Source organism: Methylomicrobium agile, from assembly GCF_000733855.1.
Lineage (GTDB): Bacteria > Pseudomonadota > Gammaproteobacteria > Methylococcales > Methylomonadaceae > Methylomicrobium > Methylomicrobium agile.
Genome location: NZ_JPOJ01000001.1, coordinates 2133798 through 2157678, shown reverse-complemented (window position 1 = coordinate 2157678; position 23881 = coordinate 2133798). Strand labels below are relative to the sequence as shown.

Sequence of the window (23881 nt, the reverse complement as noted above, 5' to 3'; positions counted from 1 at the left end):
AATCCCTCATTTCTTAGGGATTTAATCTCGTCATCCCCAATAGAGACGTCAGGCCTTACTCGTGATTTTAGGAGAGGTTCCAACCAGCTTTCGGCAATAAATCAACCAGCATGCGATTTTTTACGGCAACCCCGTTCATGCTGCCCGCCTCCCCCACTGCAAATCATGGCGCTTTCAAGAATCTTTTGAAGACTGGGTGGGACTGGCCTGATGGAAAATTCGGCTATGAACCGAAACTCTGTCTTATTGATCGTGTTGACCCTATTGTTCCAGGACTATGCTGCCTGGAGCGCCGATATCGATGAGCCCGGCGTTTCGTATTTCACGGACAAGCAGCGCGGTTGGTTCTGGTATGAAGTCCAGCCGGAACCGGTGTTGAAACGCAAACCCGAACCGCCCCAACCGCCTCCGAGTTTATCCGCGATCACCGCTGAGCCACCCTCAAAGCCGAATACCCCGGCGGAACCAGAACCCTTCACCTCGGCCTGGCTGCGCAAAAACATGGAGACTTATCTCAACAAGGCCATTGATGAGCCGACGCATGAAAACGTTGCGGCGTTTTATTACCTGCAACGGGTGATGATGGACAAAGCCGAGCGTTTTACCAACACGGCTCGCTATGTGGTGATGTCCGATCCTCAGCTGGATGAAACCGTCCGCCGTCCGGTCGCGACCTATGCCGCCAATGAAGCCAATCATCAGGCCAGTGCCATGGCGGATCGCGCCTTGAAAGCCATCGCAGACCAAGCCGGAATTTTATTTTTCTTCCGCTCCGATTGCCCTTATTGCCATGTGCAGGCACCGGTTCTGAACATGCTGGAAAAGGCCTACGGTTTTAAGATTTATCCGGTCTCACTGGATGGCCGGCCGATGCCGAATGGCCTGTTTGGGATCTTCAAGCTCGATCAGGGCCAGGCCGCCATGCTGGGCGTTGAACAAACACCCGCCCTCTTCCTGATGAAACCGCCCCGGCAAATCGTGCCGCTCTCGCAGGGTGCGTTGTCGCTGGAGGAACTGACCAGCCGCATTTTGCTGGCAGCCAAGGAATCGGGTTGGCTGGATGCAGCACAGTACGAAACCATCCAGGGCATCCGTTCCACACCGCGGCTGTTACCCACTTCGGGGAGCATCAGCTCAGCCAGCCTGCCAGATCCGCTGTCATTGATTCAAGCGCTGCAACACAGTGCTCAAGACGGGAGAACCCCATGATCAGCCCGATGGGTAAACGAGCCCTATTGTTTCTTCTGCTGACACTGAGTTCGAGGTCCGCTGATGCCGATTTGCAGCAGGAAATGGATAGCATGTTCGGCACGATGACCAATTACACCGCGCCAACCGCGCATCTGGGGCAACGCCGGGGCGTGATTACCGGCGGCAGTCTGGTCGCTCGCAACGGCATTACCAACACCAATCTGGTGTCTTTCGTACCGCCTTCGTTCAGCGCCGGGTGCGGGGGAATCGATCTGTTCGCCGGCAGCTTCAGCTTCATCAATTACAACCAGTTCGTGCAATTGCTGCGGAATATCGCCGCCAATGCCGCCGGCTATGCATTTCAACTGGCGATCGGGGCCATGTGTCCGTGGTGCGCTTCGGTAATGACCGATCTGCAAAAGAAAATCCAGGAACTGAACCAGATGTTCAGTAACTCCTGTCGACTGGCGCAGGGCATGGTCAACGATACCGTCAAGGCGTTCGATCTGCAGAGTAAAACCAATCTGTCCAATGTCTCATTCACCCAGGGCATCAGCGATGTGTTTTCCAGCTGGACCAACACCAGTACGCTGGGCGATCCGGTTCAGCAGGTCAAACAAAACGCGCCCAATGACATGGCGCAAAAAATCCAGGGCAATCTGGTTTGGCGGGCGTTGATCAATCAGAATGCCGGCGCCTGGTTCCGCTTCGGCGGCAATAGCCTGTTGGAAGCGGCGATGAGCATCTCCGGCACCGTCATTGTCGATGCCCCCAAGCCGCTCCCGACGGCAAGGGCGAAAACACTCCGGTGAGTGCGCCGCCACCCCTTCTTCGCATCAAGGACCTGATCTACGGCAGCGATGCCGGCAACAGTTATCAAACCGTCAAATTGTACAGCTGTTCGGATGGCCATGGCGCCGACCAGTGCCTGAAACCGGTGGCCCAGAACATCAATCTGGTCGGCCTCAAACAACGGGTCATGGAGATCTTGCTGGGCTCGGCCAGCAACGGCAATGGCCTGATCGTTAAATTTTCGACCAACCAGGGACAAATCACCGCCACCGAACAGGCTTTCATGCAAACCGTACCGGATGCCATCGGCGGCATGATCCACAATCTGGCCCGTGAAGATGCCGGGATTGCCAAACTCTGGGCCGAAGAAGCCGCGCCGGTGATTGCCTTGGAACTGGCGCAGCTGATCGTCAACGATTTACTGAGTGCGGTGCAAACGGCCGCACAGATCAACGATCATGCCTATGCCAAGCTGCTGATGGATGCCCTGAAGGACGCCCGCGAACAGATCCAGGACGAATATGTCACCATCGCCGGTCGTTATGGCAATCCGCAAACCCTGATGGCGTTTTACCAGCAACTGATGAATACCGTCAAACCGCGCCAATATGGCAGTGTGGCTCAGCTCCCGGCTTCCGCTCCGGCGTGGCCGAGCCCATAGCCATTCCCATTCTCAGCTCATTCCACAGTCAGGACACTTATGTTCGAAATCTTCTCCGTCGGTGATTCGGCCTACCTGCAAGCCGTGTTAAATGCGGTCGCGATGATTTCCGGAACCGGCGATTACCGGACCGCCGCCGGCGTGGGCGGCTTGATCGGCGTGATCATCATCATGCTGCGGGCTTTACTGCAATGGGATGGCCGGGGACTTCGCTATCAGGACCTATTTTTGGCGTATGTCTTGTGGCTGATGCTGTACGCGCCCTCCGTCAAGGTCACGATTGAAGATGCTTATACCGGCAGTGTGGTCGTGGTCGACCACGTGCCGTTGGGGCCGGCCGTCGTCGGCAGCGTCATGTCGAATATGGGTTATCGGTCGACCCGCCTGTTTGAACAGGCCTTTGCCCTGCCCTCGATGACCGGCCATGGTTTTGCCGATAGTTTGCAAACCTTGACCGCGGTTCGCAGGAACCTGCTCTCCCGGGTCGGCTTGGGCGCCGCCAATGCCCCCAATGCCGGCAGCGACATGGAAACGTCCTTTGCCAATTATGTCCGGGAATGCACCCTGACCGGCGTGGATTTGAATCTGAAATCGGTCGACGCCATTTTACGCGATGCCGATCCCCTCAATGCGCTTCGGTTTGACTCCGACATTTACATGACCGAAATCTATGTCGGCGGCCAGCCGCAAACCAAAACCTGCACCGATGCCTGGGCGGATTTGGGCGTGGTGGCGAATGGCGCTTTCGCTACCTCCCTGGAAAATCTGTTGCAGCAGACCTTGGGCGTCGCCGCGGCGAGCGATACTGTGCCGAAAATTCAGGAGGCCTTCGATGCCCTGGCCGGTCCCGGTGTCATCCATGCGGCCGATTATATGTTGATGTCGGCGATCTTGCCGATGTTTGAAAAAGGCGTCATCGGCCGGCATGAGGATGCGATGCACTGGACCAAAGCCTCGATGATCGAACAAGCCATCCAGCAGCGCAATACTCAATGGGCGGCGGAACAGACTTTGTTCTCCAGGATTGTCCGGCCCATGATGGCGTTTATCGAAGGCCTGAGCTATGCGATTGCGCCGATCATGGCGTTCGTGGTGCTGTTCGGCAGTGTGGGATTGCGGATGAACATCGGTTACTTTTCCATGCTGCTCTGGATCCAGTTGTGGATGCCGATTCTCGCGGTGGTGAATTTGTTCATCAATATGTCGGCAGCCGGCAAAATGGCGGCGTTGACTTCTGCCAATTACAATCTGCCGTCGATGATGGGCATTTACCAGCTCGATATGGAATTACAGCAATGGCTGTCGATTGGCGGCATGTTGGCGGCCTCGACACCGGCCATCACCTTGATGCTGATTTATCGCGGCGCCGTGACCGCCACGCATTTTCTGGGACGGATGGACGGCGGCGATTATGTCAACGAGAAAATCGCCACCCCGGATGTAGTCAGTCCCGGACCGCTATTGAACGCTCAACCATTGCATCAGTACAGCCCCCTGTCGGCGGTCACTATGAGCGGAAGCGACAAAGTCTTGCCGACCTTTTCCGCAGGACGTGACCTTAACGCGGCCGTGGCGTCCGCCTCCCAGGCATCCGAACAAGCCACGAGTAGCTTCATGCACAACGTATCGGCGACGGCTTCAAAAACCCACAGTATCACCAGCGATGCGTTTGACAGCCATTCCCTGGGCCAGCAGATCGCCAGCAGCACCAGCCAGACCGATGCCTATAACCGGCAGTACGGTGAATCGTTTGCCAAGAAGCATAGCGATACGGGCATTTCAGCGGATCACTTCTCCGCATTGGTGGCCGGCAGCGCGAATGCCGGCGCCAAATTGTCCGAAGAAGCCTTGGGCGCCGCCATTTCAGGGCGGTTACAGAACGATTTTAAAGTCGGCCAGGATAAATTCGATTCGATCGCCGCGGACATAGCGCAAACGGTGATGGACAGTAAAGGTTATCAGGCCGGGCTTGCGAAAAGTTTGGCTCTGGACGCACAATCCGGCATCCGTAACGTGGCCTCGCTGGGCTTGCAAAACCAATCGCTATCATCGTTACAACACAGTGCAACCGATGCCGTTTTCGCCTCGGAAACCTATCAACAAACGGTCTCCGCCGGGCAACGCTTCGGGGCCCAGGCCAGCTTTGGCGCTGCGGAGACCGGATTGCGGCTGGCCAGTGACGGCGCCTTGATGGAACGACTGGATCAAGCGCTGGATCAGTATGGCCTTCGCGGAGATGCGCAACGATTGGCTTCGCAATGGAAATCGGTCGGTTGGATGGCCAATAGCGATCAGGCCTATGCGGCGGCAGGCATGTCCTTGTTAACCGGCTTTTCCTCACCCCGCTATCGAACCTTGGATAGTCAACAGTCGCGTAGTGCGGAAATTGCGGGTTACCAGTTACTGGGCTATGCGTTTCATGCGCCAACATCGGACGCTGACTGGAATTCAGGGAAAAACGAAAACCTGAAATCCCAGACACCCATCTTCGGTGCGGCTCAAACTCTGGTTGAACGCGCAGACCTGGCTGATCCTCGACCCGAAGCTGAAGCCGCTACTCACCGAGCACAAAGCCAGATCAACACGACAGGTGGCCGGATGGCGGCTGGTCAAAAGTCGATTGCGGCCGATCATCAGCAGAGCCTCGAGCGTTTGGATCAACAGACGAATGCCGGGGTTGACGAGATGAGGCAACTCAAAGCCGAACATTTTAGAAACGCGTTAGCAGCTGCCGCCAACAATACGCCATCAGCTGCGGAGTGGTCATACAACATGCTGGGCGGCAGTCTCTATGATACGGCTAAAACAATTGAAGCTGTCGGTGCTGCCAGCAGTGAGGCTATCCACCAATTTACCGGAAGCTTTCAAGAGGCGCTTTCGACAGGCGCGGATTACTGGGATGCGCTTAAATTCGCCGCATCAGAGTCGTCTTCCGGGTTTGAACAAGCTTCACAAATCTGGGCCGATCACCGAGTCAATGAAGTAGCCGACAAACTGACGCCGAGCCAACAAGCCTATTATCGCGCCGCCATGTTCGAGGCCTTTGCCGGAATTGCCGTCGGCGGTGAAGACAATGGCAGCTTGGGGCAGGCAAAACAAAAACTGCTTGAGGAAGAAGGCGACATCGACGGCAACAATATCGCAAATTTGCTACGCAGTGCGGCCGGGCAGAACCGAAAGGATCTGATCGATCAGATTGGTAACTTCAATCGGGCACGCGGACGGGTGAGCGATTAATAATCGATCCGACTGCTACTTGTTTCTAATCAGCATGCGCATACTGCCAACAACAACCCAACGTATCAGAAGGACGATGGAAAAGAGCATCAGCCAGTAATTGATCATAAAATCCCGTTGGTTGGCAATGATCAGTGCTATTAAAATCAATCCAGTCCAATAATAAGTGCTCTCGTGAGACAGTCTGGCGGCGAGATGTTCCACGCCCTGTACAAACAGTTCAGCCAAGGCCAATAGACCAAATCCGACGCTTCCTAATGCCGCGATAAAGGTTAGATTTACGGGTAAGATTGCCCAATCACTCACCCACCAGAGCAAGCCAAAGCCTAACGCTAGAACTACCATCCATGCAAAGGCAGCAAACGACAAGCGGCGCGTTTGAAAACGCTGCATCAGTCGCTGCAATCCGCTGGGAAATTTACTGAAGGTCGCGCCACAAAAGGGACAAATGGACCGTAACGGCTGGCCATAATAACTGATCACCCGAGGTACCATGGTCCTGTTACAAACATTGCAATTGACAGTGCTATGCTGGCCGGCAAAGCTAGCTTTTACCGAGTCAGCTGGTAGAGGACGGGGGGATAGTTTGATATGGCTTGAAGGAGATGAGAATGAGGGCATGATGAGCCTCCAATAGAACTCAATACTGTCTATAGTACTTCATATAGACTCAGTTGCCAATATCTATAAAACTTTGGCCTTGACCTGACGACTTCCAAGATTAGTATGAATAACCTGAGTTCGGGATAAGAAAATCTTGAGAGAGGCACCTCCTTTTTCGCGTAAGATTCTGTTTAGCAAACTAATCTGAAGGGAATCGGGATGCGCTCATGGACAGTTTAACCGAACTTTTTTGTCTGATCGACGATTTTTGCCGGGTGTTTGAGCCGCCATGGAAACGCCATCTGTTAGCGAGCGGGGCGAAACGGCGCCAGCGGCCCAGCACCTTGAGTCTATCGGAGTTAATGACGCTGTCCATTCTGTTTCATCAGTTGCGCATCCGCCAGCTCAAGTCCTCCTACCTGGGCTATGTCTGCCGCCATCTGCGCGCCGAATTTCCCAGACTCCCCAGTTATCCCCGTTGCGTCGAATTCCTGCCCCGCTGCGTGGTGCCGCTGGCCGCCTTGTTCATATTGTTCAAGGGCGAATGTGACGGGATTTCTATTGCCGATGCCACCGCGTTAGCGGTCTGCGATAACCGGCGCATTCGGCGCCACCAGGTCTTCCAGGGCTTGCTCAGCGCGGCAAGACCTCGATGGGCTTGGTTCTATGGCTTGAAGCTCCATGCGATCATCAATTCGAAAGGCCAGCTGATCGGCCTCAAACTGACACCCGGCAATGTCGACGATCGTAAGCCCATGCCGGAGTTATGCCAAGGGCTCTTCGGCCAGCTGTTCGCCGACAAAGGCTATCTGAGCAAAGAGCTGACTGAAACCCTGGCCGGGCTGGGGATCCAGCTCATTACCCCACTCAGAAAGAATATGAAACCTGTGCCCCGCACCGACTTTGAAAAAGCCATCCTGCGCCGACGCGCTTTGATCGAGACGGTCTTTGACGAATTGAAAAACTTGTGTCAGATTGAACACACCCGCCATCGTTCGGTGGGCAACTTCGTCGTTAACCTGATGTCTGGCATCATCGCTTACTGCCTGTGCGATAACAAACCCACGCTCTCATTACTTAAAGTGAATCTGGTACCTCAGACATAATGGCTTATCCCGAACTCAGGTTAATTAGGATTGGAACTATAGCCTAAGCCTATTGCCATATGGTTATGAAGCTTGCTTACAGAAGCATTAGCATAGGCAGTGTCGCCCGCCGCATCAATAGCACGGTAGGAGCCTATCTCAGTAGGAACCTCGGTCTGGCAAGAGACCTCTAAAACTGAAACGATTGTTGAAGAAGTATACAGTATGGGATTAGCGATAAAAGACGATGGCTGGCGGCTTTCGGATGCCTTATGGGGGCGGATGGAGCCTTTGTTGCCGCCCCGTAAGTCCCATCATTTGGGCTGCCACAATCCTCGCGTTCCGGATCGGCAGGCGATGAACGCGATCTTGTTCGTGCTGCGCACCGGCTGCCCATGGAATGCGCTAAACGCCACCGGCCTCTGTTCCAGCAGCTCGGCGCATCGGCGCTTTCTGGAATGGACCTAGGCCGGCGTCTTTTAAGCCTTCTGGCAGGAAGGGCTATTGGCCTATGACGGACTGAAAGGAGTGGATTGATCGTGGTTGTCTCTGGATGGAGCGATGAGCAAACCCCCGCTCGCGGAGGCGGAAAAAAGTCGGGCGCAATCCCACCGATCGCGGCAAGCAAGGCGTCAAGCGAAACCTATTGACCGACGCGGCGGGACTGCTGGTCAGTGAGGTGATTGACGGCGCGAACCGGAATGACATGAAGTTGACGCGTGCCACCGGGGCGGCGATTGTTATCCCGCGCCCCGAACCGACACCTGAGCCACCGAAAAACCGCTGCCAGGACAAAGGCTACGACTATGAGGAAATTCGCGAGTTGGCGGAGGCGTTCGGTTATACGGCGCCTATCCGGGGTACGCGGTGAAGAAGCGCAGTCCCTCAAGCGCGAGGCCGACTTTAAGGCACGGCGTTGGATCGTGGAGCGCACCCCCAACGGGATGAATCGGTTTCGCCGGATCCTAATCCGCGGGGAGAAACATGCGGCGTCTTATTTGTCCATGCTCCACTTAGCCTGCGGCCTCATCACCTGGCGCTTCGGAGCTATTGGGATAGGCTCTTAGTGCAATGACGTACAACTATTAACGATCTGATAATTAAAAACAGTTGTAATGGGAGGATTTGTGCCATGATATCCAATACTTTTCGTATCGCTGCCGCCTTTATTTTGTTTGCAAGCCTCATCATCTCGGCGTATGCCACTCCATTAGAAGTAACTGAATCAGCTATAAAAAATTGCCAATTTCTAGGCATTATTGACGGATTTTCCGGATATGGAAAGCATTTGGAATGGAAGCCGCTTGCCAAAGTCAATGCCATCCGGAAAGCCGGTGCCTTAAGGGCTACCGATATTGTCTATACGAATTTCAGAACGATTGGGGGATGGAACGGAGAAGCCGAAGCCCGGGTTTACACGTGCCGCTAACCGTTGTTTTTCAATAAGGAAAATTTCATTTAACTCACTTCAATTCAATTCACTAAACAACCACCGGCTAGAAGCCGGTGGGTTTGCGTTACAGACTGAAAGTCCGGATAAGCGTCGGCTAAACGACGCGTCTTCACCGGGCTTCATCTTAAAAATCGTCATTGGGATTAGGCACCCATGTGATACTCCAAATACGGTTTAATCATCCTTTCCGTCATTTCACTAACGATTGAACAGAAAATAATACTGTGCCCAATTTTGTTACCGTCACAAAATGATATTCAATCTGGCAAACCGTATGGCTTCCGTATCTGTAATCCATCTCACACCTCCTTGTGCTCTATTTTCGCAGCTAAAGCTGACCGGCTAAAGCCGGTGGTTTAAACCTTGTGATGGAAAATCAGAACGAAACGACGATATCGGCTCCAAACAACAGTTGATGATCTTTATTGCCTGCATCGTAATTGTCTATTCCGTCCGCCCAGTCGTAACGAATTTCTGGTCTGACCGCTACCCATTTGACCGGCTTCCAGTTCAAGCCTGCGGATACAGTGTAATAACTGGCAGGGCCGCTGGCCAGTTTGGCGCATCCGGGGCATATCTGGCCGACGCGAACGCCATCGTCATCGCGAAACCATTCGGCTCTGAGGCCAATGCCCAGGGTATCGGACAGGTCGTAACGAGTTTGCGTCTGCACCCCGTACCATTCGGCGGTGCGAAAATTGTTCAGCGGATGCTGCTGTTCGATGCCGTGGTCATGCTGCAGGACATAATGCCAGCGTTCGGTAAAATCGTGCTGGAGCACAAAACTGTAAAATGTACGATTGTCTCTTTTCTCGAAGCCGTTTTGCAACCGGAAATCCTCCAGCGCGCTGTCGCTGTTTACGTCGCCGGTAATGACGGACATCGCAAGCCGGGTTGCCTGATCTTTTGAATTCCAGAAGAGGCCGCCCAGAAAATTCCAGATGTTCAGGTTCTCATCGAAACCATCCCAGCCGCCGTTGCCGTCCAATACTCCGTTCAGGGAAGTGTGTCCGCCGGTGACTGCACCTGCGACCACGCTGAACTGATCGGAGAAAGGATAAGTCAGGGTCATCCCCAAGTGGGTGAAAGGTTCGCCGTATTGGAAAGTATAAGGATGGGTATAAAAAAAGTTGTCCGGCGACAACCCGGTTTCATACCCCATGATCGTATAAAAGCGCCCGATACGCGCAGTCAGGCCGTTGCCGATGGGCGCTAAGATGTCGAGGTAAGCATTCGGCATCGCGATTTTATAAAAACGCGTGTCGTCGCTGATCAGATCATTGTCCCAGTGGCCTTTTCCGTACGGATTAATCGTATTGAAACGCGCATCACTGCCGTACATAAAAGTGAAGCGTCCTCCAATATCCCAGTCGTTGCCTTTCGTGTCTATATCGCGCGAAAGCTGGACAACCAGTTGATTCAAATTGAATTCATTGGCGCGATCTGCGAAGACCACCGGACCGTTGTAATTATCCTCGGGATCATTGGCATTATAGACAATTCCCATATCCGCCCAGGCGTTCAGATACAATCCGCTGTCTTTGAACCAGGATGACTCGTTGATGAAGGAAAGGCCGTCCAGGAGGCCCTGACGGTCTTCGGCGTAAAGCGTTCCGGGCGCGAACACGATCGGCAAGGCTGCTCCCAAGGTGCGAAATAGATGGAATTTATGGGTCATGCTGAAACCTCTCGAAAACATTGTGAAAAAAATAAATCGTAAAATTTATGCGCAAGCCGGCCTGACTCGCTTGCTACAAGGCCAGCGAGATCGTATGCGGCGAAGATCGGGGAAAATGGCCTGGAAGCGGCCCGTGTCGACTACGAGGGGCGCGCGAGATACGCTCGCCAGCTATTGAAGACGGTTATGTCGCGGGCTTCTTCGGAAGCATAGGCCTCGCAAAGAAAGCCCTGCACCCGAGAACCGTCGTTCAGTTCGACCCAGCCGATACCGAGCGGGGCCGGGATTTCGGCGACAAACTCGCCATAAGCCGTCGTCGGCAGCTTCCAGACTTCGACTTCGATCGAGGCTCCGCCGGCGCGCCTGACTAGTCCGGGACGCTTGCCGTCCGGCAAGGCATACAAGCGGTAAAGAGGTTGCGTCCGGACGGTCCGGATCAGGCGTCCCCCGCGATCGGTCAGCAGATGGTTCAGAGGCATCCCGGAGAGGTGGGCTCCGCAAACAGCGACTTCGGTAAACTCGGGCTTGGAATAGGAAATTGCCGCTTCGAGAGCCGCCGGATACCGGCGGCTGGTTCCCAGTGTGTGCGGCCGCGCGATTTCGCGGCGCCGCGCCAAGGCCAACAATAAGCGATCGGAAAACGCCGGGGCGCACAACGTGATGCCGAACGGCAGGCCGTTGGGACGGAATCCCGCGGGCAAAGCAATCGCGGACAGGTCGAGCAAATTCATGAAGTTGGTGTAATAGCCGAGATCGGTATTGCGTTTGATGGGTTCGGCCTCGACTTCATCGATCCGATAGATCGTACCGGTCGTGGGCGTGAGCAGGACATCCGCCTGTTTCCAAAGACTATCGGCCTGCCGCTTCAAGATCTGAAGCCTGTGAAAGGCTTTCCAGGCATCCGCCATCGATAACTCCGCGCCGGCGGCGATAATTTCCCGGGTAACCGGCCACAAGGCGTCCGGGTCGCGGTCGAGCATCTTCCTGACGACGCCGTAGCGCTCTGCGACCCAAGGGCCGTTATACAGCAGTTTCGCCGCTTCAAGAAAAGGTTCAAAATCGACCGCAACCGCTTCCCCGCCGAGTTCGGAAAGCTCATCGACAGCCTGATAGAACAGGGCCCTGGCGTCCTGATCGCCGAAGAAAGCCAGTTGCCCGGACTCCGGAACGCCGAAACGGAAGGTATCCGGAAAGCCCGGCCACATCGGCCTGGGATCGTCGGGGCGGGCGTAGAGATCGAGCCTGTCGTAAGCCTGAGCGACCTGCAAAACCCGCTCGGCATCCTGGGCGCTCAACGCGAAAATCGAAACGCAATCGAGGCTTTGGCAGGCCGGTACGACGCCCGAAGCACTGAGCAGCCCGCGGCTGGGTTTCACTCCGACGAGATTGTTGAATGCCGCCGGCACGCGGCCGGAGCCGGCGGTATCGGTGCCGAGCGCAAAACTGACCAGGCCTTTGGCAACAGCTACCGCAGAACCCGAGCTTGAGCCACCCGCGATGTAATCGGCATCGAAAGCGTTTCTGCAAATACCGTAGGGCGAACGGGTGCCGACCAGGCCGGTCGCGAACTGGTCGAGATTGGTTTTGCCGATCGGTATCGCGCCCGCCGCAATCAACCGCTGCACCACGAAAGCCGATTTTTCCGGGCGATAGGCAAAGGACGGACAGGCGGCGGTCGTCTCCAAGCCGGCCAGATCGATGTTGTCCTTGATCGCAAATGGAATGCCGTATAACGGCAATTCGTCCGGGCTTTTCCGCTCCAACGCGGCGGCGTAGCCGATCAAATCCTCGCGGGACAGCCGGCTGATCCAGACGCCGTCATTCGGGATGTGTTCGAGGCGTTGCCACAACCTCTCGACGAGCCCGGTCGGCGTCAATAGGCGGTCCATATAGGCTTGCCGCAAGGCTGCCATATCGAGCGCAAGGGGTAATTCGTAAGGGATGGCCATCAGGCGTGCTCCTCGTCCTGCAAAATCAACAAATCCTGGCCGGCCGCAATCGGTCCGCCTTCGCTGCAAAACACTTTCCAGATACGGCCGCTTTGGGGGGCTAGAATGTCGAATTCCATCTTCATCGACTCGACGATGACCAACGGATCGCCTTGATCGACCCATTCGCCCTCCCTGGCCAAAACCTTCCAGACGTTGCCGGCCATGTGACTGGCCACCGGTCTTGCGCCGGCCGGCAAATCCAGTTCGGTATCGGCGGACGCCTGTGCGACCGCATGATCATCCGCGTAACTCAGGCCTGTACGATTCCAGCTTTCGCGTTCGTCGTCGAATGCCGCTTGCTGCCGGCATTTGAAGGAGGCAATCTCGGCAGCGTGCGCGCGCAAGAACTCGTTGTAGCGGCGCAGGCTGAAGGTTTCTTCGCGGATGTCGAGCTTGATTCTGCCCCGGGTCACGTCTTCTCGGTAGCGCAACAGTTCGTCCGCCGTGACCGGAAAGAAGCGGATCTGATCAAAAAACCGCAGCAGCCATGGCTTGCCGTCCTGAAAATCCGCGGTTTGCCGGTAGTGGTTCCACATCGGCACGGTGCGCCCGACAAACTGGTAACCGCCCGGCCCTTCCATACCGTAGACGCATAAATAGGCGCCGCCGATCCCGACCGCATTTTCGGGCGTCCAGGTGCGGGCCGGATTGTACTTGGTCGTGACCAGGCGATGACGGGGATCGATCGGCGTCGCAACCGGCGCGCCGAGATACACATCGCCGAGACCCAGCACCAGGTAACTGGCGTCGAAAAGAATCTCGCGCACCTGCTCGATGCTGTCGAGGCCGTTGATCCGGCGGATGAACTCGATGTTACTCGGGCACCAGGGCGCATCCTTGCGCACCGATTGCATGTATTTTTCGATTGCCAAACGCGTTGATGGATCGTCCCAGGACAAGGGCAAATGCACGATCCGCGAGGGCACTTCCATTTCATCGATCGCCGGCAATTCCGCTTCGGCTTGCGCCAGAATGTCCATCAGCCTGGACAACGGCAATCTGCGGTCGTAATGAATCTGCAGCGAGCGAATGCCCGGCGTCAGATCGACGATCCCGGAAATCCGCTCTGTCCTGAGCCATTCGACCAATGCGTGGATCCGAAACCGCAGATTCAAATCCAGCACCAGAGGACCGTATTCGACCAGAAGATAGCTGTCGCCGGCCTGGCGATAGATGACCGCCAGGCTGGCCGGGGATTCCGGAAGCCGTTTCAGGACACAGTCTTCGCCGACGCGAGTCTCCGTTCTGGCCGGTAACTGCGGCGGCAAGGCCTGCTCCGGCGCCGCGATGAACTGCTCAAGGGACCTATCGAGCGCGGCGGCTTCTTCGCGCGTAAGGCGGTGAAAACGGATCGTGTCGCCGGGCTTGAGCTGGCCGAGCTTCCACAAGTCGGCGCCTACGACCGTCGCCGGGCACACGAAACCGCCGAGGCTCGGGCCGTCCGGCCCCAGGATCACCGGCATGTCACCGGTAAAGTCCACCGTGCCGACCGCATAGGCATTGTCGTGAATGTTCGACGGATGCAGCCCGGCCTCGCCGCCGTCGGGACGCGCCCATTCCGGCTTCGGCCCGATCAGACGGATGCCGGTCCGATTCGAGTTGTAATGTACTTCCCAGGCGGTCGAGAAAAATTGTTCGATGTCCGCCTCGGTAAAAAAATCGGGAGCGCCATGCGGGCCGTACAGCACGCCGATGGTCCAGTCGTTTCGATAATCGGGTATAGCGGCTTTTCGAATCCGCGTTTCCGTCAAGCCGGAACTCTCTTTCCGCACCGCGAGCACATCGCCGACCCGCAAGGCCCGCCCCCCGTGGCCGCCGAACTTGCCGAGCGCGAATGTCGCGCGGCTGCCGAGATACTCGGGCACGTCAAAGCCGTGGCTGACCGCCAGGTAGGTGCGGCAACCCTGGCCGATAATACCGCCTAGTTTCAACGTATCGCCCGCCTTGACCACCACCGGCTGCCAAAAAGGGACCGCTTCGCCGTTCAGTTCGGCACTCATCGCCGCGCCGGTCAGCGCAATCCGGGCATCCAGATTAAATCTGAGCGTCGGACCGTGGATCGTCATTTCGAGCCCAGCCGCATCTTCTGCATTGCCGAGTATCCGGTTGGCCAGACGGAACGCGAAAGGATCCATCGGGCCGGAAGGCGGCACCCCGACATCCCAATACCCCAGGCGTCCCGGATAGTCCTGAATCATGCTTTGGGTGCCCGCCTCCAGCACGTCGATCGTAAGGGCGCAGTAGCGGAATTGATTCAGATACGCGGTCGTTTGCCGGCCGCCGCGGAAGATGGAGTCGGCGACGATTTGCCGCAAATAGGCCAGGTTCGTTTCAATGCCTGCCAGGTGCGTGGCGTCCAGCGCGGTTTCCATCTGCAGAAGCGCGGTGGCGCGCGTATCGCCGTGCACGATGATCTTGGCGAGCAAGGGATCGTAATGCGGCGTCACCAGCAAACCGTTTTCGAGCCAATGATCGACACGGATATGCTGCGGAAGGCGCGTATCGGTTAAAAGGCCCGCTGATGGTTGAAAGTTTTTGTTCGGGTCTTCCGCGTAGACCCGCACCTGCATCGCCGCGCCTTGCGGCCGGTGCCGATAAGTGTCCAGAAAATCCGATTCGCCGGCTGCGAGGCGCAGCATCCACTCGACCAAATCAACGCCGGTCACGGCCTCGGTCACGCCATGTTCAACCTGAAGCCGCGTATTTACCTCCAAGAAATAGCATGCAGATGCGTCTTCGTCATAAACGAACTCCACCGTGCCGGCCGAGCGGTAATTCACGGCGGCGGTCAACGCAAGCGCATGCCGGTAGAGCGAGTCGCGCATCGCCTCCGGCAGATTCGGGGCGGGTGTTTCTTCGATCACTTTTTGGTTCCGTCGCTGCACAGAGCAGTCGCGCTCGCCGAGATGCAGCACGCGGCCCCGGCCGTCGCCAAAGATCTGCACTTCGAGGTGGCGGGCGCGCTGGACGAACTTTTCGAGGTACAAACCGCCGTCCTTGAAGTTGGCAGCGCTGAGCCGCTGCACGATGCCGAACGCATCCTGCAGCTCGTTTTTGTTGCGGCACAGGCGCATGCCTATACCGCCTCCGCCGGCGGTGCTTTTAAGCATGACCGGATAACCGATCACTTCGGCGAGGCTTTCCGCCTGTTCAATGCCGGACAAAAGGTCGGTGCCGGGCAATAGCGGCACTCGATTGGCTTCCGCGAGCGCGCGCGCTGTATGTTTGAGTCCGAACTGCCGGAGCATGTCCGGCGTCGGGCCGATGAACACGACGCCATGAGCCGCGCATTGTTCGGCAAAATCGGCATTTTCGCTCAAAAAACCATAGCCGGGATGGATCGCCTCGGCGCCGGTGGACAGAGCGGCGTCCAATATCCGGTCGGTGCGCAAATAGCTGTCGGCAGGGGCGGACGGACCTATACAGACCGCTTCGTCGGCTTCCTGCACGTGAAGCGCATGCGCATCCGCTTCCGAATAGACAGCAACGCTGCGGATATCGAGCTTTTTTAGCGTGGCGATGATGCGGCAGGCAATTTCGCCGCGGTTGGCGATCAACACCTTGGTAAACATGATTCCTCGTTGGGCGGGCCGTCCCGCCGAAAGATTGCTGCGCGCCGGGCCGTCCCGGTGCGGAAGTATGGCGACTAATCCCAGATCAACAAACGCACCGGCGTCGGATTGTAAGCGTTGCACGGATTATTCAGTTGCGGGCAGTTCGAGATCAACGCGATCACGTCCATTTCGGCGCGCATTTCGACATATTTGCCGGGTGCGGAAATGCCGTCCGCGAACGTCAGCTTGCCGTCTTCGGTAACCGGCACGTTCATGAAGAAATTGATATTGCCGGTCAAATGGCACTTGCTCAGGCCGCAGTCGGCATGCGCAATTGCGTGCAGGAAACTGTCGCGGCAGCTGTGCATGAAACGCTTTTCCAGCGAGTAACGTACGCTGTTGCTTTCGGCCGCGCAGGCGCCGCCCAGGGTATCGTGGCGGCCGCAGGTATCGGCGACGAGGGTCATCAGCACGTTGCCTTCGCTTGAAATCAATTGGGTGCCGGTGCTCAGATAGATGTTGCCCTGGCGGCGGATCGTATCGCTGGCGCTGTAGCGGTCATCGTGATCCGCCGCGCTGTAGAACAGCGTATCGACGGCCTGATTGCCCTCCAGATCGTGAATCCTGAAGGTTTGCCCCTGCTTGATCATGTGCAGCCAGGGTTCGCCCGCGGGCAGAGTGAAATCGTAAACCGCAGCGCGGGGACCGAGTTTGCTTTCGACGATTGCCATGATGGTGTTCCGTGTCAGAGGTAATATCTTTCGGTGTTGCAAAAACCGCGTTGATTTTCCGGACGAAAGTTCCGGCAAAAATCGTCGCTGCCCGCAGGTTCGCTGCGGAATGCCTGCAGCAGCACCGGTTTCGGCGCATAGACGGGACTCGGATCGAGAGGATGGGGACAACTTGACAAAATCACCAGCGTGTTCATCTCGAAGCGCAGTTCCACCTCGCCGCCGGCCGGAGAATGGTTCGACACAAAACGCATGTCGCCCGCTTCGGAGACGGTCACCTTGCTGAAAAAATTGATCGGTGTCACAAGATCGCGCTTGCCGAGTCCCCATTTTTCGAGTTCGATCAGCATACTGTCGCGGCCGTTCCGGTACATCGCATTGCGATGGGTCTGGTAAGGCGCCGCACCGTATTTGGCTTCTACGCCGTGCGCATCCGAGACCCCGCACACGGCATCGTGCCAGCCCACCGTGTCGCCAGTGACGGAACAGAGAACGCGCCCCATGTCCGAGTAGCAGACGAAGCCCCGAGTCAGATAGAAGGTATGCTGGGCTTTCAGTGTGTCGGCCATGTTGTAGCGCTCGGTTTTTTCATCGTAATGTACGAACAGCGCCGAAAGATTCGCACCGCCTTCGAGATCGGTCAGGCGCAGTCTGTTGCCGCGCCGGATCGGAAACGAATGGTGCGCGCCGCCGGGCAGTTGTTCGCTCCATAACACACGTTGAGCGTCAATCGGGGGTAAATTCATCGATGTCTCCATAAAATCAATAAGAAGCGCCGGAGGCTTCGCCGAGACGCTCCAGCCATTCGCGTTGGGTTTGCATCCCCGATGTGGCACGAATGCCGTCGAGAATGTCCTTTTTGAGCCGAAGAAACTCCGGGGATTGTTTCATCTCCTGATCGCGCGGATCGGGCAGCGGAACCGGATGGATGGCTTCGATCCGGCCGGGGCGCGGAGCCATCAGCACGACCCGGTGCGCGAGATAAATCGCTTCCTCGACGTCATGAGTCACGAACAACAGGGTCGTTTTTTCAAGCAGCGAAACGTGCAAGATCAAATCGTGCATCACCTCCCGGGTCTGTGCGTCCAGGGCGCCGAAGGGTTCGTCCATCAGCAAAATTTTCGGTCGCGCCATCAACGCACGGGCGATTGCAACCCGCTGCTGCATGCCGCCGGACAACTGGTTCGGATAGGCGTTCGCGACATGGCTAAGGCCCATCAGTTGAATCAGCGCGTCGGCCCTGCCGGCTGCCGCTTCGACGTCCGCCGAAGTCGAAACGTCGCGGTGCACGCGCAATTGCCGGCAGAATTTGATGTTTTCGAGCACCGTCAACCAGGGATACAGGCTGTAATGCTGGAACACCATCGCGCGGTCGATGCCGGGCCCCTGGATCGGCTGCGCATCGACCGCGACATCGCCCGCGCTCGCCTGTTCCAGGCCGGCGACGATGCGCAGCAGAGTCGATTTGCCGCAGCCGGAGGCGCCGACCAAGGTCACGAATTCGCCGGGCGAAATCTGCAGATTCGCATTCTGTAAGGCGACGAAGTCCAGCCCGTCCGTCGCGAACGATTTGGAGAGGCCGCTGATCGAAATTGCGGGAGTAGTCGTCATGATCATTTCCGGTAGAGCCAGGGAAAGCTTCGCCGATGCAGCCCGCGGAACAGTTGGTCCGTGACCAGTCCGAACAAACCGATCAGGATGATGCCGGCGAAGATTTTGTCGGTTTGCAAAAAACGCTGCGCTTTCAGGACCGCATAGCCAAGCCCCGAATTGGCCGCCACCAGTTCGGCGACGACTAGGTAAGTCCAGGCCCAGCCCATCGTGATCCGCAAGGTATCGAGGATCGCCGGCTTCGCCGACGGCAGGATCACTTTCATGATGATTTCCTCGCGGTCCGCGCCCATCGTCTGCGCGGCTTCGATCTGCTCCATCGGGACGCTACGGATGTTTTCGGCGATCATCAGCACCATCTGAAAGAAGGTGCCGATAAAGATGATTGCGACTTTCGCGCCCTCATCGATGCCGACCCATAACATCACCAGCGGAATGAAAGCCGCGGCCGGCATATAACGGATGAAATCGGTCAGCGGTTCGAAAAAGGCTTTGACCGGCGCATAAGCGCCGATATAGATGCCGAGCGGCAGCGCGATCGCGGCGGATAGCAAAAAGCCGGCCACCACTCGGTACACGCTGATGCCGATATCGCCGATCAAATCGCCCTCGCGAAGCCAATCCCAGGCGCTGATGACCACCAGTGGCGGGGTGGGCAAGAAGACCGCATCCACCGTCCCGGCTGACGACAGCCACCACCAGCCAAAAAACGGCAGCAGCAACCCGGACAGGGCAATGGACCAATAGCTGCGCCGGCTCAGTGAGCCGCGCAGGATCCAGCAAGATCGTCGTGAGGGCCTGATTGCTTTCATCGGCGTATCCGCTTAGTGTCCGGCCAGTGCTTCGATAAGCAGGGAAGCGTCGATACCCGCCGCCAGCGACGGATCGCCTTCGATCAACTTATTGTCTTTGAGGAATTTGGCGATCACAGGGCCGACCGCGAGCAGTGAAGACGGTTCGGCGTCGGGTCCCAACGCCTTCAGGCTGTCTTGTAAATTGAAGAAACGGGTGCCGGGCAGGAAAATCTTATAGGCATCCGGCTTCATGCCGACGACTTTGGCCATGATCCGGACGGCTTCGTCGGGCTGTTCCCGGATGAAACGTTGCGTTTCGTCCCAGGCTTTGATCATGCCGATCAAGTCGGCGCGCTGCTGTTGAATGGCCTTTTCACGGGCGATCAGCAAGTCAGGGATCAATCCCGGCATGTCCTTGGAACTGAACAACGCCACGCCTTTGCCGCTGGCCTGAATGTTATTGACCCAGGGATTCCAGACGACCGTTGCATCCACCCGTCCACTTAAAAAGGCCGCCGCGGCATCGCCGGCCGACAGGTTAACGATGTTGACATCATCGAAACGCAAGCCATTTTTCGCCAGCGCGGTCGCGAGCACGAAATGCGAGATCGAATATTGCTCCAGCGCGATGGTTTTGCCTTTCATGTCGGCAAAGTTCTTGATCGACGGCTTGACCATCAGCGCATCGTTGCCGTCCGAGTTGTCGTTGACCAGGATTGCCTTCAGCGGTATGCCCTTGGTCAAGGGCGCCATCGTATCGGACCAGGTTTGGCTGTTCGCGTCGATCTGGCCGGCGGATAGAGCGGAAATGGAGTCGGTGTAATTGGCGAACCAGACCAGTTTGACCTTGGCGCCGTGCTTTTTGAAAAACTCTTTTTCTTCGGCCACATACCAGGCGACCCAGCCGGGCCAGTCGCTGACGCCGACCTTGATCTCGGCTTGCGAAGAAAGCGGATTGAAGACGAGAAGCGTAAAAAAGAGTGCCGCGAAACGGCGGGAGAAAAGTATTGAGTGAAAGCTCACGAGATGCTCCGGTTGAGATGAAAAGACTACACACAGAGGGCGATCGGTTCGATATGAACCGAAATGTCCTCCCGGGCTTTTATCCCGCCGTGTAGCCCCTACCGGAGCCGGCAACTCTCGGTCCAGACACTCACTGATGAGCCGGAACCCTAGTCGCCATTTTTTTCAATCAAGATACTGTCGAACGACCGCACCTCTTGTGTTTTTCAGTTCTGATTAAGCACTTTTTATGCCATATTATACAATTTATTGATAATTCAGAGATATAAAATGTTAAAACGGGTTTAAGTTTTTAAGAATGCACTAATATAGCGCATTATTAATAAGTCAATGCACAATATTGGGGAGGTTGAGTAAACGATTGTTTCTACAAATTGAATAAGGAATATCCACTCTTGACGACTGCAAAATTTATGTCCAGTTTTTCAATTGTGGAGGGTTTGCTCAACTCAATAAATACCGGTTATTCCCCCCATTCAACTCCAAGGTACTATGTATAAAAGGACACTTAACATAATGGCCGAACTAAGACTGTCAGTGTCATGTTCAATCCAAACTGATGTATGAATATGCCCGATCAAACCGAGAGTTTTACAAAAACTCACATTCTGCCGTTACCTCAAGCCCGGAGTGTTTCCCCTTTTTCGCAATTGATCTATGACACAAATCTGGCAGGTGGGCGAAAATTTGCTGTTGTAGATAACGATATGATCACCATGACAGCTTTTACAATAATGCACGGCTGCCAGGCCGATTTTTAGCGCTTGCGCGACGACCCAGGCTTCGCTGAAATTGGCGGGACGCACTTTGCCATAAGGTCTGCGTTCACGAACATGGTTGGGAAATGTCTCGCAAAAAAAATCCCAGGCAAAAATAATGGCGGACACATCCATTTCAGCCCTGATATCAATCTGGCTGGCACTTCGATAAAGGGATGCAAACAGAGAGATGTACAGCATAGACTCTCGTACTTGGGGAATAGCTTCGATAGCCGGAAGCAATCCCGAACTCGGGCTCTCGCCTTGGTGAATCGAGCGATGAATATCCCGAATTTCCGGCAAACTGATGCTTTTAATCAGTTGGCTAACATACGATGTTCTGAGCTTTCGTTTCAGCAGTTGATAGGCTAATTGGTAGTTTTGCAACTGATCTTCATAGGACAAGCCTTCAGCTATCATGACTGGCCTCCTGATTTGCTTAAAAACATTCTCAGACGGAGGGCGCGTTGTTCAAAAGGCTCGCTCACCGTGGGTTCGTTACGCAAGAATGTCCGCCAGGAATTGACGTGAAAACGGGGAGCAAAACTGAGCACATCGCTTCGCGCCAGCATTTTCAATTGATCGACCGGCATTTTAGCCAAAATGGTCACCGCTTCCGGTGTTAAGCCGAGACTGACCATGGCGTGCTGTTTACGGCCGGACTGGATCAACGCATGAGCCAGAATCAGATAATCCAGATTCAGGTTATAGATATTTTCGTCCATAAAGCACGCGATCAGAGCACTGCCCTGATTTGATTCGCCACCGCCAGCACCCTGCGCCCATAACTCACTGCGGCTTCGGTATTTTGCCAGCTGTGATAGCGCCCTATCCCTAAAACCAGATCATGGGGTGCTGATTGGATGGCTTCGGCCAAGACTAAAGCACCGATCTGTAAGTTCGTGACAGGGTTCAACAGTTGCTCAGGTTTGCCGACCCGATGTCCATGCCAGTGGAGATTGATTTGCATGAGTCCGACATCGATATTCCGGCCACCCTCGATAAGGGTCTTATTTAAGATAGCTCGTGCTTCCTGTTGAGAGGCAGGGATGATGGATTTGCCGGACTTGTTAATGGCCCAAGGCCATGGAGTCACATGATTTAAGGGATTCACTTTGGCTGATTCAACCAGCGCAACGGCATATAGAATGTAGGGATCCAGCTGATGCTGTTCGGCGATTTGCCACCAAAGTGTGGTGTGCAGCTTGGAAGGAGAAGGGTTTGAAATTTTTGAACTGGCCGTAGTGATATAGCTTTTTGGCAAAGCCGCCTTTTCTTGCGCTTGGCAACTTGGGCCGAAACTAATGAGCCCTAAACAAAATATAAGCAGCACAAGAGCATAATTCTTTTGGCAAAAACTCCGACTCTTGTGGGATTCAGAGAGATGTTGAGCCGATGACTGATGGTGGCTCTGTAAATTAGTAAGCAACATGGTAGATGAGCATCATTTGTAGTGATGAAGCGAGTCTACCTTGTGTTCCTAATTTCTCTATGTCGGAAAAACGACCGTTTGGGGGCTTTTCTAAGAAAGAATCGCTTGGGCGCCAATCTAAATGGATCACAGTTAAGCACACCTCTTCGTCGACAACTGCGAACCAGAAAACCGAGTAGTCTCAGTTAACTAAAAACCGATTAGGACAGCACTGAGCTAGCAAATTTGCATGTTGCAATATCCCATATTAATGGATAATCCGTATTGACATTGTGATCACAATTGGATAAAAATAGCACTTACGACTAAAATCCATGGAGGCCTCATCAATGCAGCCGTCATCAACCAAAGCGAATAGCCCCCGCGACATTAATATCAACATCAGGGCCAAAAGAACGCAACGCGACTTGATCGACCAGGCCGCCGAGATGCTTGGCAAAACTCGATCGGATTTCATGCTGGAAACAGCGTGCCGTGAGGCCGAAGAACTGTTACTTGATCAACGAATTTTCCATTTGGATGCGGAAAGATTCAAGCAATTTCAAGCCTTGCTGGATACGCCGCCGACTGCCAATCCCAAACTACGCGAACTAATGTCAAGCAAAGGCCCTTGGGAAGACTAGTTTGGCTAGTTCAGTAAAATGGAGCCTGCCCTCACCGCTGAAAACAGAACATGACTTTACCGCGTTTACTTGCGGCGAAATCAGTCTTGATCATTGGCTAAAAAATCGTGCACTGCGTAACGAGGGTCGTGGCGCTTCACGAACTTATGTCGTGTGTGTTGACCAACCTCGCGCCGGAACCATCGTTGCCTATTATTGTTTGGCTACCGGATCAATTGCCTGTGAGCTAGCGCCGGGAGGCATTCGTCGTAACATGCCAGATCCCATTCCCGTCATGGTGTTGGGCCGACTCGCCGTTGATATAAACTGGCAAGGCCAAGGGATTGGCAAAGCGCTTTTGCGCGACGCCATACTCCGTACCCTTCAAGTGTCCGAAATCGTGGGTGTCAAAGCCCTTGTGATTCATGCACTTTCGGATCAATCCGTCCATTTTTACGAAGAACACGGTTTTCAAAAATCGCCGATGGATTCCAATACGCTATTATTGCCTTTACCGCACGTTATTTTCCAAGGTAACGCCGAATAACGGAGCGATCTTATCCCCATGCCCCACGTTGTCCATCTTTTTTGGGCCCCTGAAACCACCGAGGCTTTCATTCAAGCCGGCCACTTTTATCTGTGGGTGGAATCCGCGGCACAAGCCGCAAATCAATCCAAGAAACGT

General features: G+C 55.3%; 20 protein-coding genes, 2 pseudogenes and 1 riboswitch. Of the genes and pseudogenes, 9 read left to right on the top strand and 13 right to left on the bottom strand.

Translation table 11 applies throughout. From position 1 onward, the window contains the following. The first annotated feature begins 252 nt into the window (after positions 1-252). The 4 genes from CC94_RS0110100 to CC94_RS0110090 are packed head-to-tail and all read left to right on the top strand — an operon-like array spanning position 253 to position 5881. The gene (locus CC94_RS0110100) at positions 253-1209 is read left to right on the top strand and encodes a conjugal transfer protein TraF (RefSeq protein ID WP_245619803.1); all 957 of its coding nucleotides are present in this window, start codon (positions 253-255) and stop codon (positions 1207-1209) included. Beyond that, complete coding sequence (locus CC94_RS25480) at positions 1206-2003, top strand: conjugal transfer protein TraH (protein ID WP_245619733.1); 798 nt, start codon at positions 1206-1208, stop codon at positions 2001-2003. Before CC94_RS0110100 ends, CC94_RS25480 begins: the two co-directional genes overlap by 4 nt. Continuing rightward, positions 2000-2644 carry a conjugal transfer protein TraH gene (locus CC94_RS25475; protein WP_245619732.1) on the top strand — a complete coding sequence of 215 codons (645 nt, stop codon included), beginning with the start codon at positions 2000-2002 and terminating at the stop codon, positions 2642-2644. Before CC94_RS25480 ends, CC94_RS25475 begins: the two co-directional genes overlap by 4 nt. Before the next feature lie 39 nt (positions 2645-2683). Next, a complete protein-coding gene (locus tag CC94_RS0110090; protein ID WP_031430706.1) occupies positions 2684-5881 on the top strand; it encodes a conjugal transfer protein TraG N-terminal domain-containing protein in 3198 nt (1065 codons plus the stop codon). Between the two features lie 15 nt (positions 5882-5896). Here the strand turns inward: CC94_RS0110090 and CC94_RS21435 are convergent, their stop codons facing one another. After that, positions 5897-6274 carry a hypothetical protein gene (locus tag CC94_RS21435; protein WP_245549455.1) on the bottom strand — a complete coding sequence of 126 codons (378 nt, stop codon included), beginning with the start codon at positions 6272-6274 and terminating at the stop codon, positions 5897-5899. Positions 6275-6711: 437 nt separating this feature from the next. Between CC94_RS21435 and CC94_RS0110080 the strand changes: the two genes are divergently transcribed. The 3 genes and pseudogenes from CC94_RS0110080 to CC94_RS0110065 all read left to right on the top strand — a co-directional run bounded on the left by CC94_RS0110080 (position 6712) and on the right by CC94_RS0110065 (position 8998). Continuing rightward, positions 6712-7590 carry an IS982 family transposase gene (locus CC94_RS0110080; protein ID WP_005369466.1) on the top strand — a complete coding sequence of 293 codons (879 nt, stop codon included), beginning with the start codon at positions 6712-6714 and terminating at the stop codon, positions 7588-7590. A gap of 204 nt (positions 7591-7794) precedes the next feature. Next, positions 7795-8636, top strand: a pseudogene (locus CC94_RS23015) (IS5 family transposase). A gap of 65 nt (positions 8637-8701) precedes the next feature. Further along, positions 8702-8998 carry a hypothetical protein gene (locus CC94_RS0110065; RefSeq protein ID WP_005369460.1) on the top strand — a complete coding sequence of 99 codons (297 nt, stop codon included), beginning with the start codon at positions 8702-8704 and terminating at the stop codon, positions 8996-8998. Between the two features lie 217 nt (positions 8999-9215). On the opposite strand, the pseudogene CC94_RS25470 reads toward CC94_RS0110065, so the two are convergent. From CC94_RS25470 to CC94_RS0110010, 12 genes and pseudogenes are all read right to left on the bottom strand, one after another. Then, positions 9216-9320: pseudogene (locus CC94_RS25470) on the bottom strand (IS200/IS605 family transposase); the annotation flags it as partial. A gap of 78 nt (positions 9321-9398) precedes the next feature. Next, entirely contained in the window at positions 9399-10700 is a 1302-nt protein-coding gene (locus tag CC94_RS0110060; protein WP_031430704.1) for a porin, read from the bottom strand. Positions 10701-10840: 140 nt separating this feature from the next. After that, entirely contained in the window at positions 10841-12649 is a 1809-nt protein-coding gene (gene atzF / locus CC94_RS0110055; protein ID WP_005369456.1) for an allophanate hydrolase, read from the bottom strand. Further along, on the bottom strand, positions 12649-16263 hold the full coding sequence (gene uca, locus CC94_RS0110050) for an urea carboxylase (protein ID WP_005369455.1): 3615 nt from the start codon (positions 16261-16263) through the stop codon (positions 12649-12651). Before uca ends, atzF begins: the two co-directional genes overlap by 1 nt. A gap of 74 nt (positions 16264-16337) precedes the next feature. After that, on the bottom strand, positions 16338-16976 hold the full coding sequence (locus tag CC94_RS0110045) for an urea amidolyase associated protein UAAP2 (RefSeq protein WP_005369454.1): 639 nt from the start codon (positions 16974-16976) through the stop codon (positions 16338-16340). Between the two features lie 14 nt (positions 16977-16990). Then, complete coding sequence (locus tag CC94_RS0110040) at positions 16991-17722, bottom strand: urea amidolyase associated protein UAAP1 (RefSeq protein ID WP_005369453.1); 732 nt, start codon at positions 17720-17722, stop codon at positions 16991-16993. Positions 17723-17738: 16 nt separating this feature from the next. After that, the gene (locus tag CC94_RS0110035) at positions 17739-18587 is read right to left on the bottom strand and encodes an ABC transporter ATP-binding protein (RefSeq protein ID WP_031430703.1); all 849 of its coding nucleotides are present in this window, start codon (positions 18585-18587) and stop codon (positions 17739-17741) included. A 2-nt stretch (positions 18588-18589) separates the two neighbouring features. Further along, on the bottom strand, positions 18590-19399 hold the full coding sequence (locus CC94_RS0110030; protein WP_005369450.1) for an ABC transporter permease: 810 nt from the start codon (positions 19397-19399) through the stop codon (positions 18590-18592). A gap of 12 nt (positions 19400-19411) precedes the next feature. Then, complete coding sequence (locus CC94_RS0110025; RefSeq protein ID WP_005369448.1) at positions 19412-20404, bottom strand: ABC transporter substrate-binding protein; 993 nt, start codon at positions 20402-20404, stop codon at positions 19412-19414. 66 nt (positions 20405-20470) lie between these two features. Further along, positions 20471-20568, bottom strand: a riboswitch (guanidine-I (ykkC/yxkD leader). 450 nt (positions 20569-21018) lie between these two features. Next, complete coding sequence (locus CC94_RS0110020; RefSeq protein ID WP_005369447.1) at positions 21019-21582, bottom strand: FlhC family transcriptional regulator; 564 nt, start codon at positions 21580-21582, stop codon at positions 21019-21021. Next, positions 21579-21887, bottom strand: coding sequence for a flagellar transcriptional regulator FlhD (locus CC94_RS0110015; RefSeq protein ID WP_005369445.1), 309 nt, complete (start codon positions 21885-21887; stop codon positions 21579-21581). Before CC94_RS0110015 ends, CC94_RS0110020 begins: the two co-directional genes overlap by 4 nt. Positions 21888-21898: 11 nt before the next feature. Continuing rightward, on the bottom strand, positions 21899-22594 hold the full coding sequence (locus tag CC94_RS0110010) for a lytic transglycosylase domain-containing protein (RefSeq protein ID WP_005369444.1): 696 nt from the start codon (positions 22592-22594) through the stop codon (positions 21899-21901). A 329-nt stretch (positions 22595-22923) separates the two neighbouring features. Between CC94_RS0110010 and CC94_RS0110005 the strand changes: the two genes are divergently transcribed. Both CC94_RS0110005 and CC94_RS0110000 read left to right on the top strand, forming a co-directional pair. Then, complete coding sequence (locus tag CC94_RS0110005) at positions 22924-23217, top strand: type II toxin-antitoxin system TacA family antitoxin (protein ID WP_005369443.1); 294 nt, start codon at positions 22924-22926, stop codon at positions 23215-23217. Between the two features lies 1 nt (position 23218). After that, entirely contained in the window at positions 23219-23743 is a 525-nt protein-coding gene (locus CC94_RS0110000) for a GNAT family N-acetyltransferase (RefSeq protein WP_005369440.1), read from the top strand. The last annotated feature ends 138 nt before the right edge of the window (positions 23744-23881 follow it).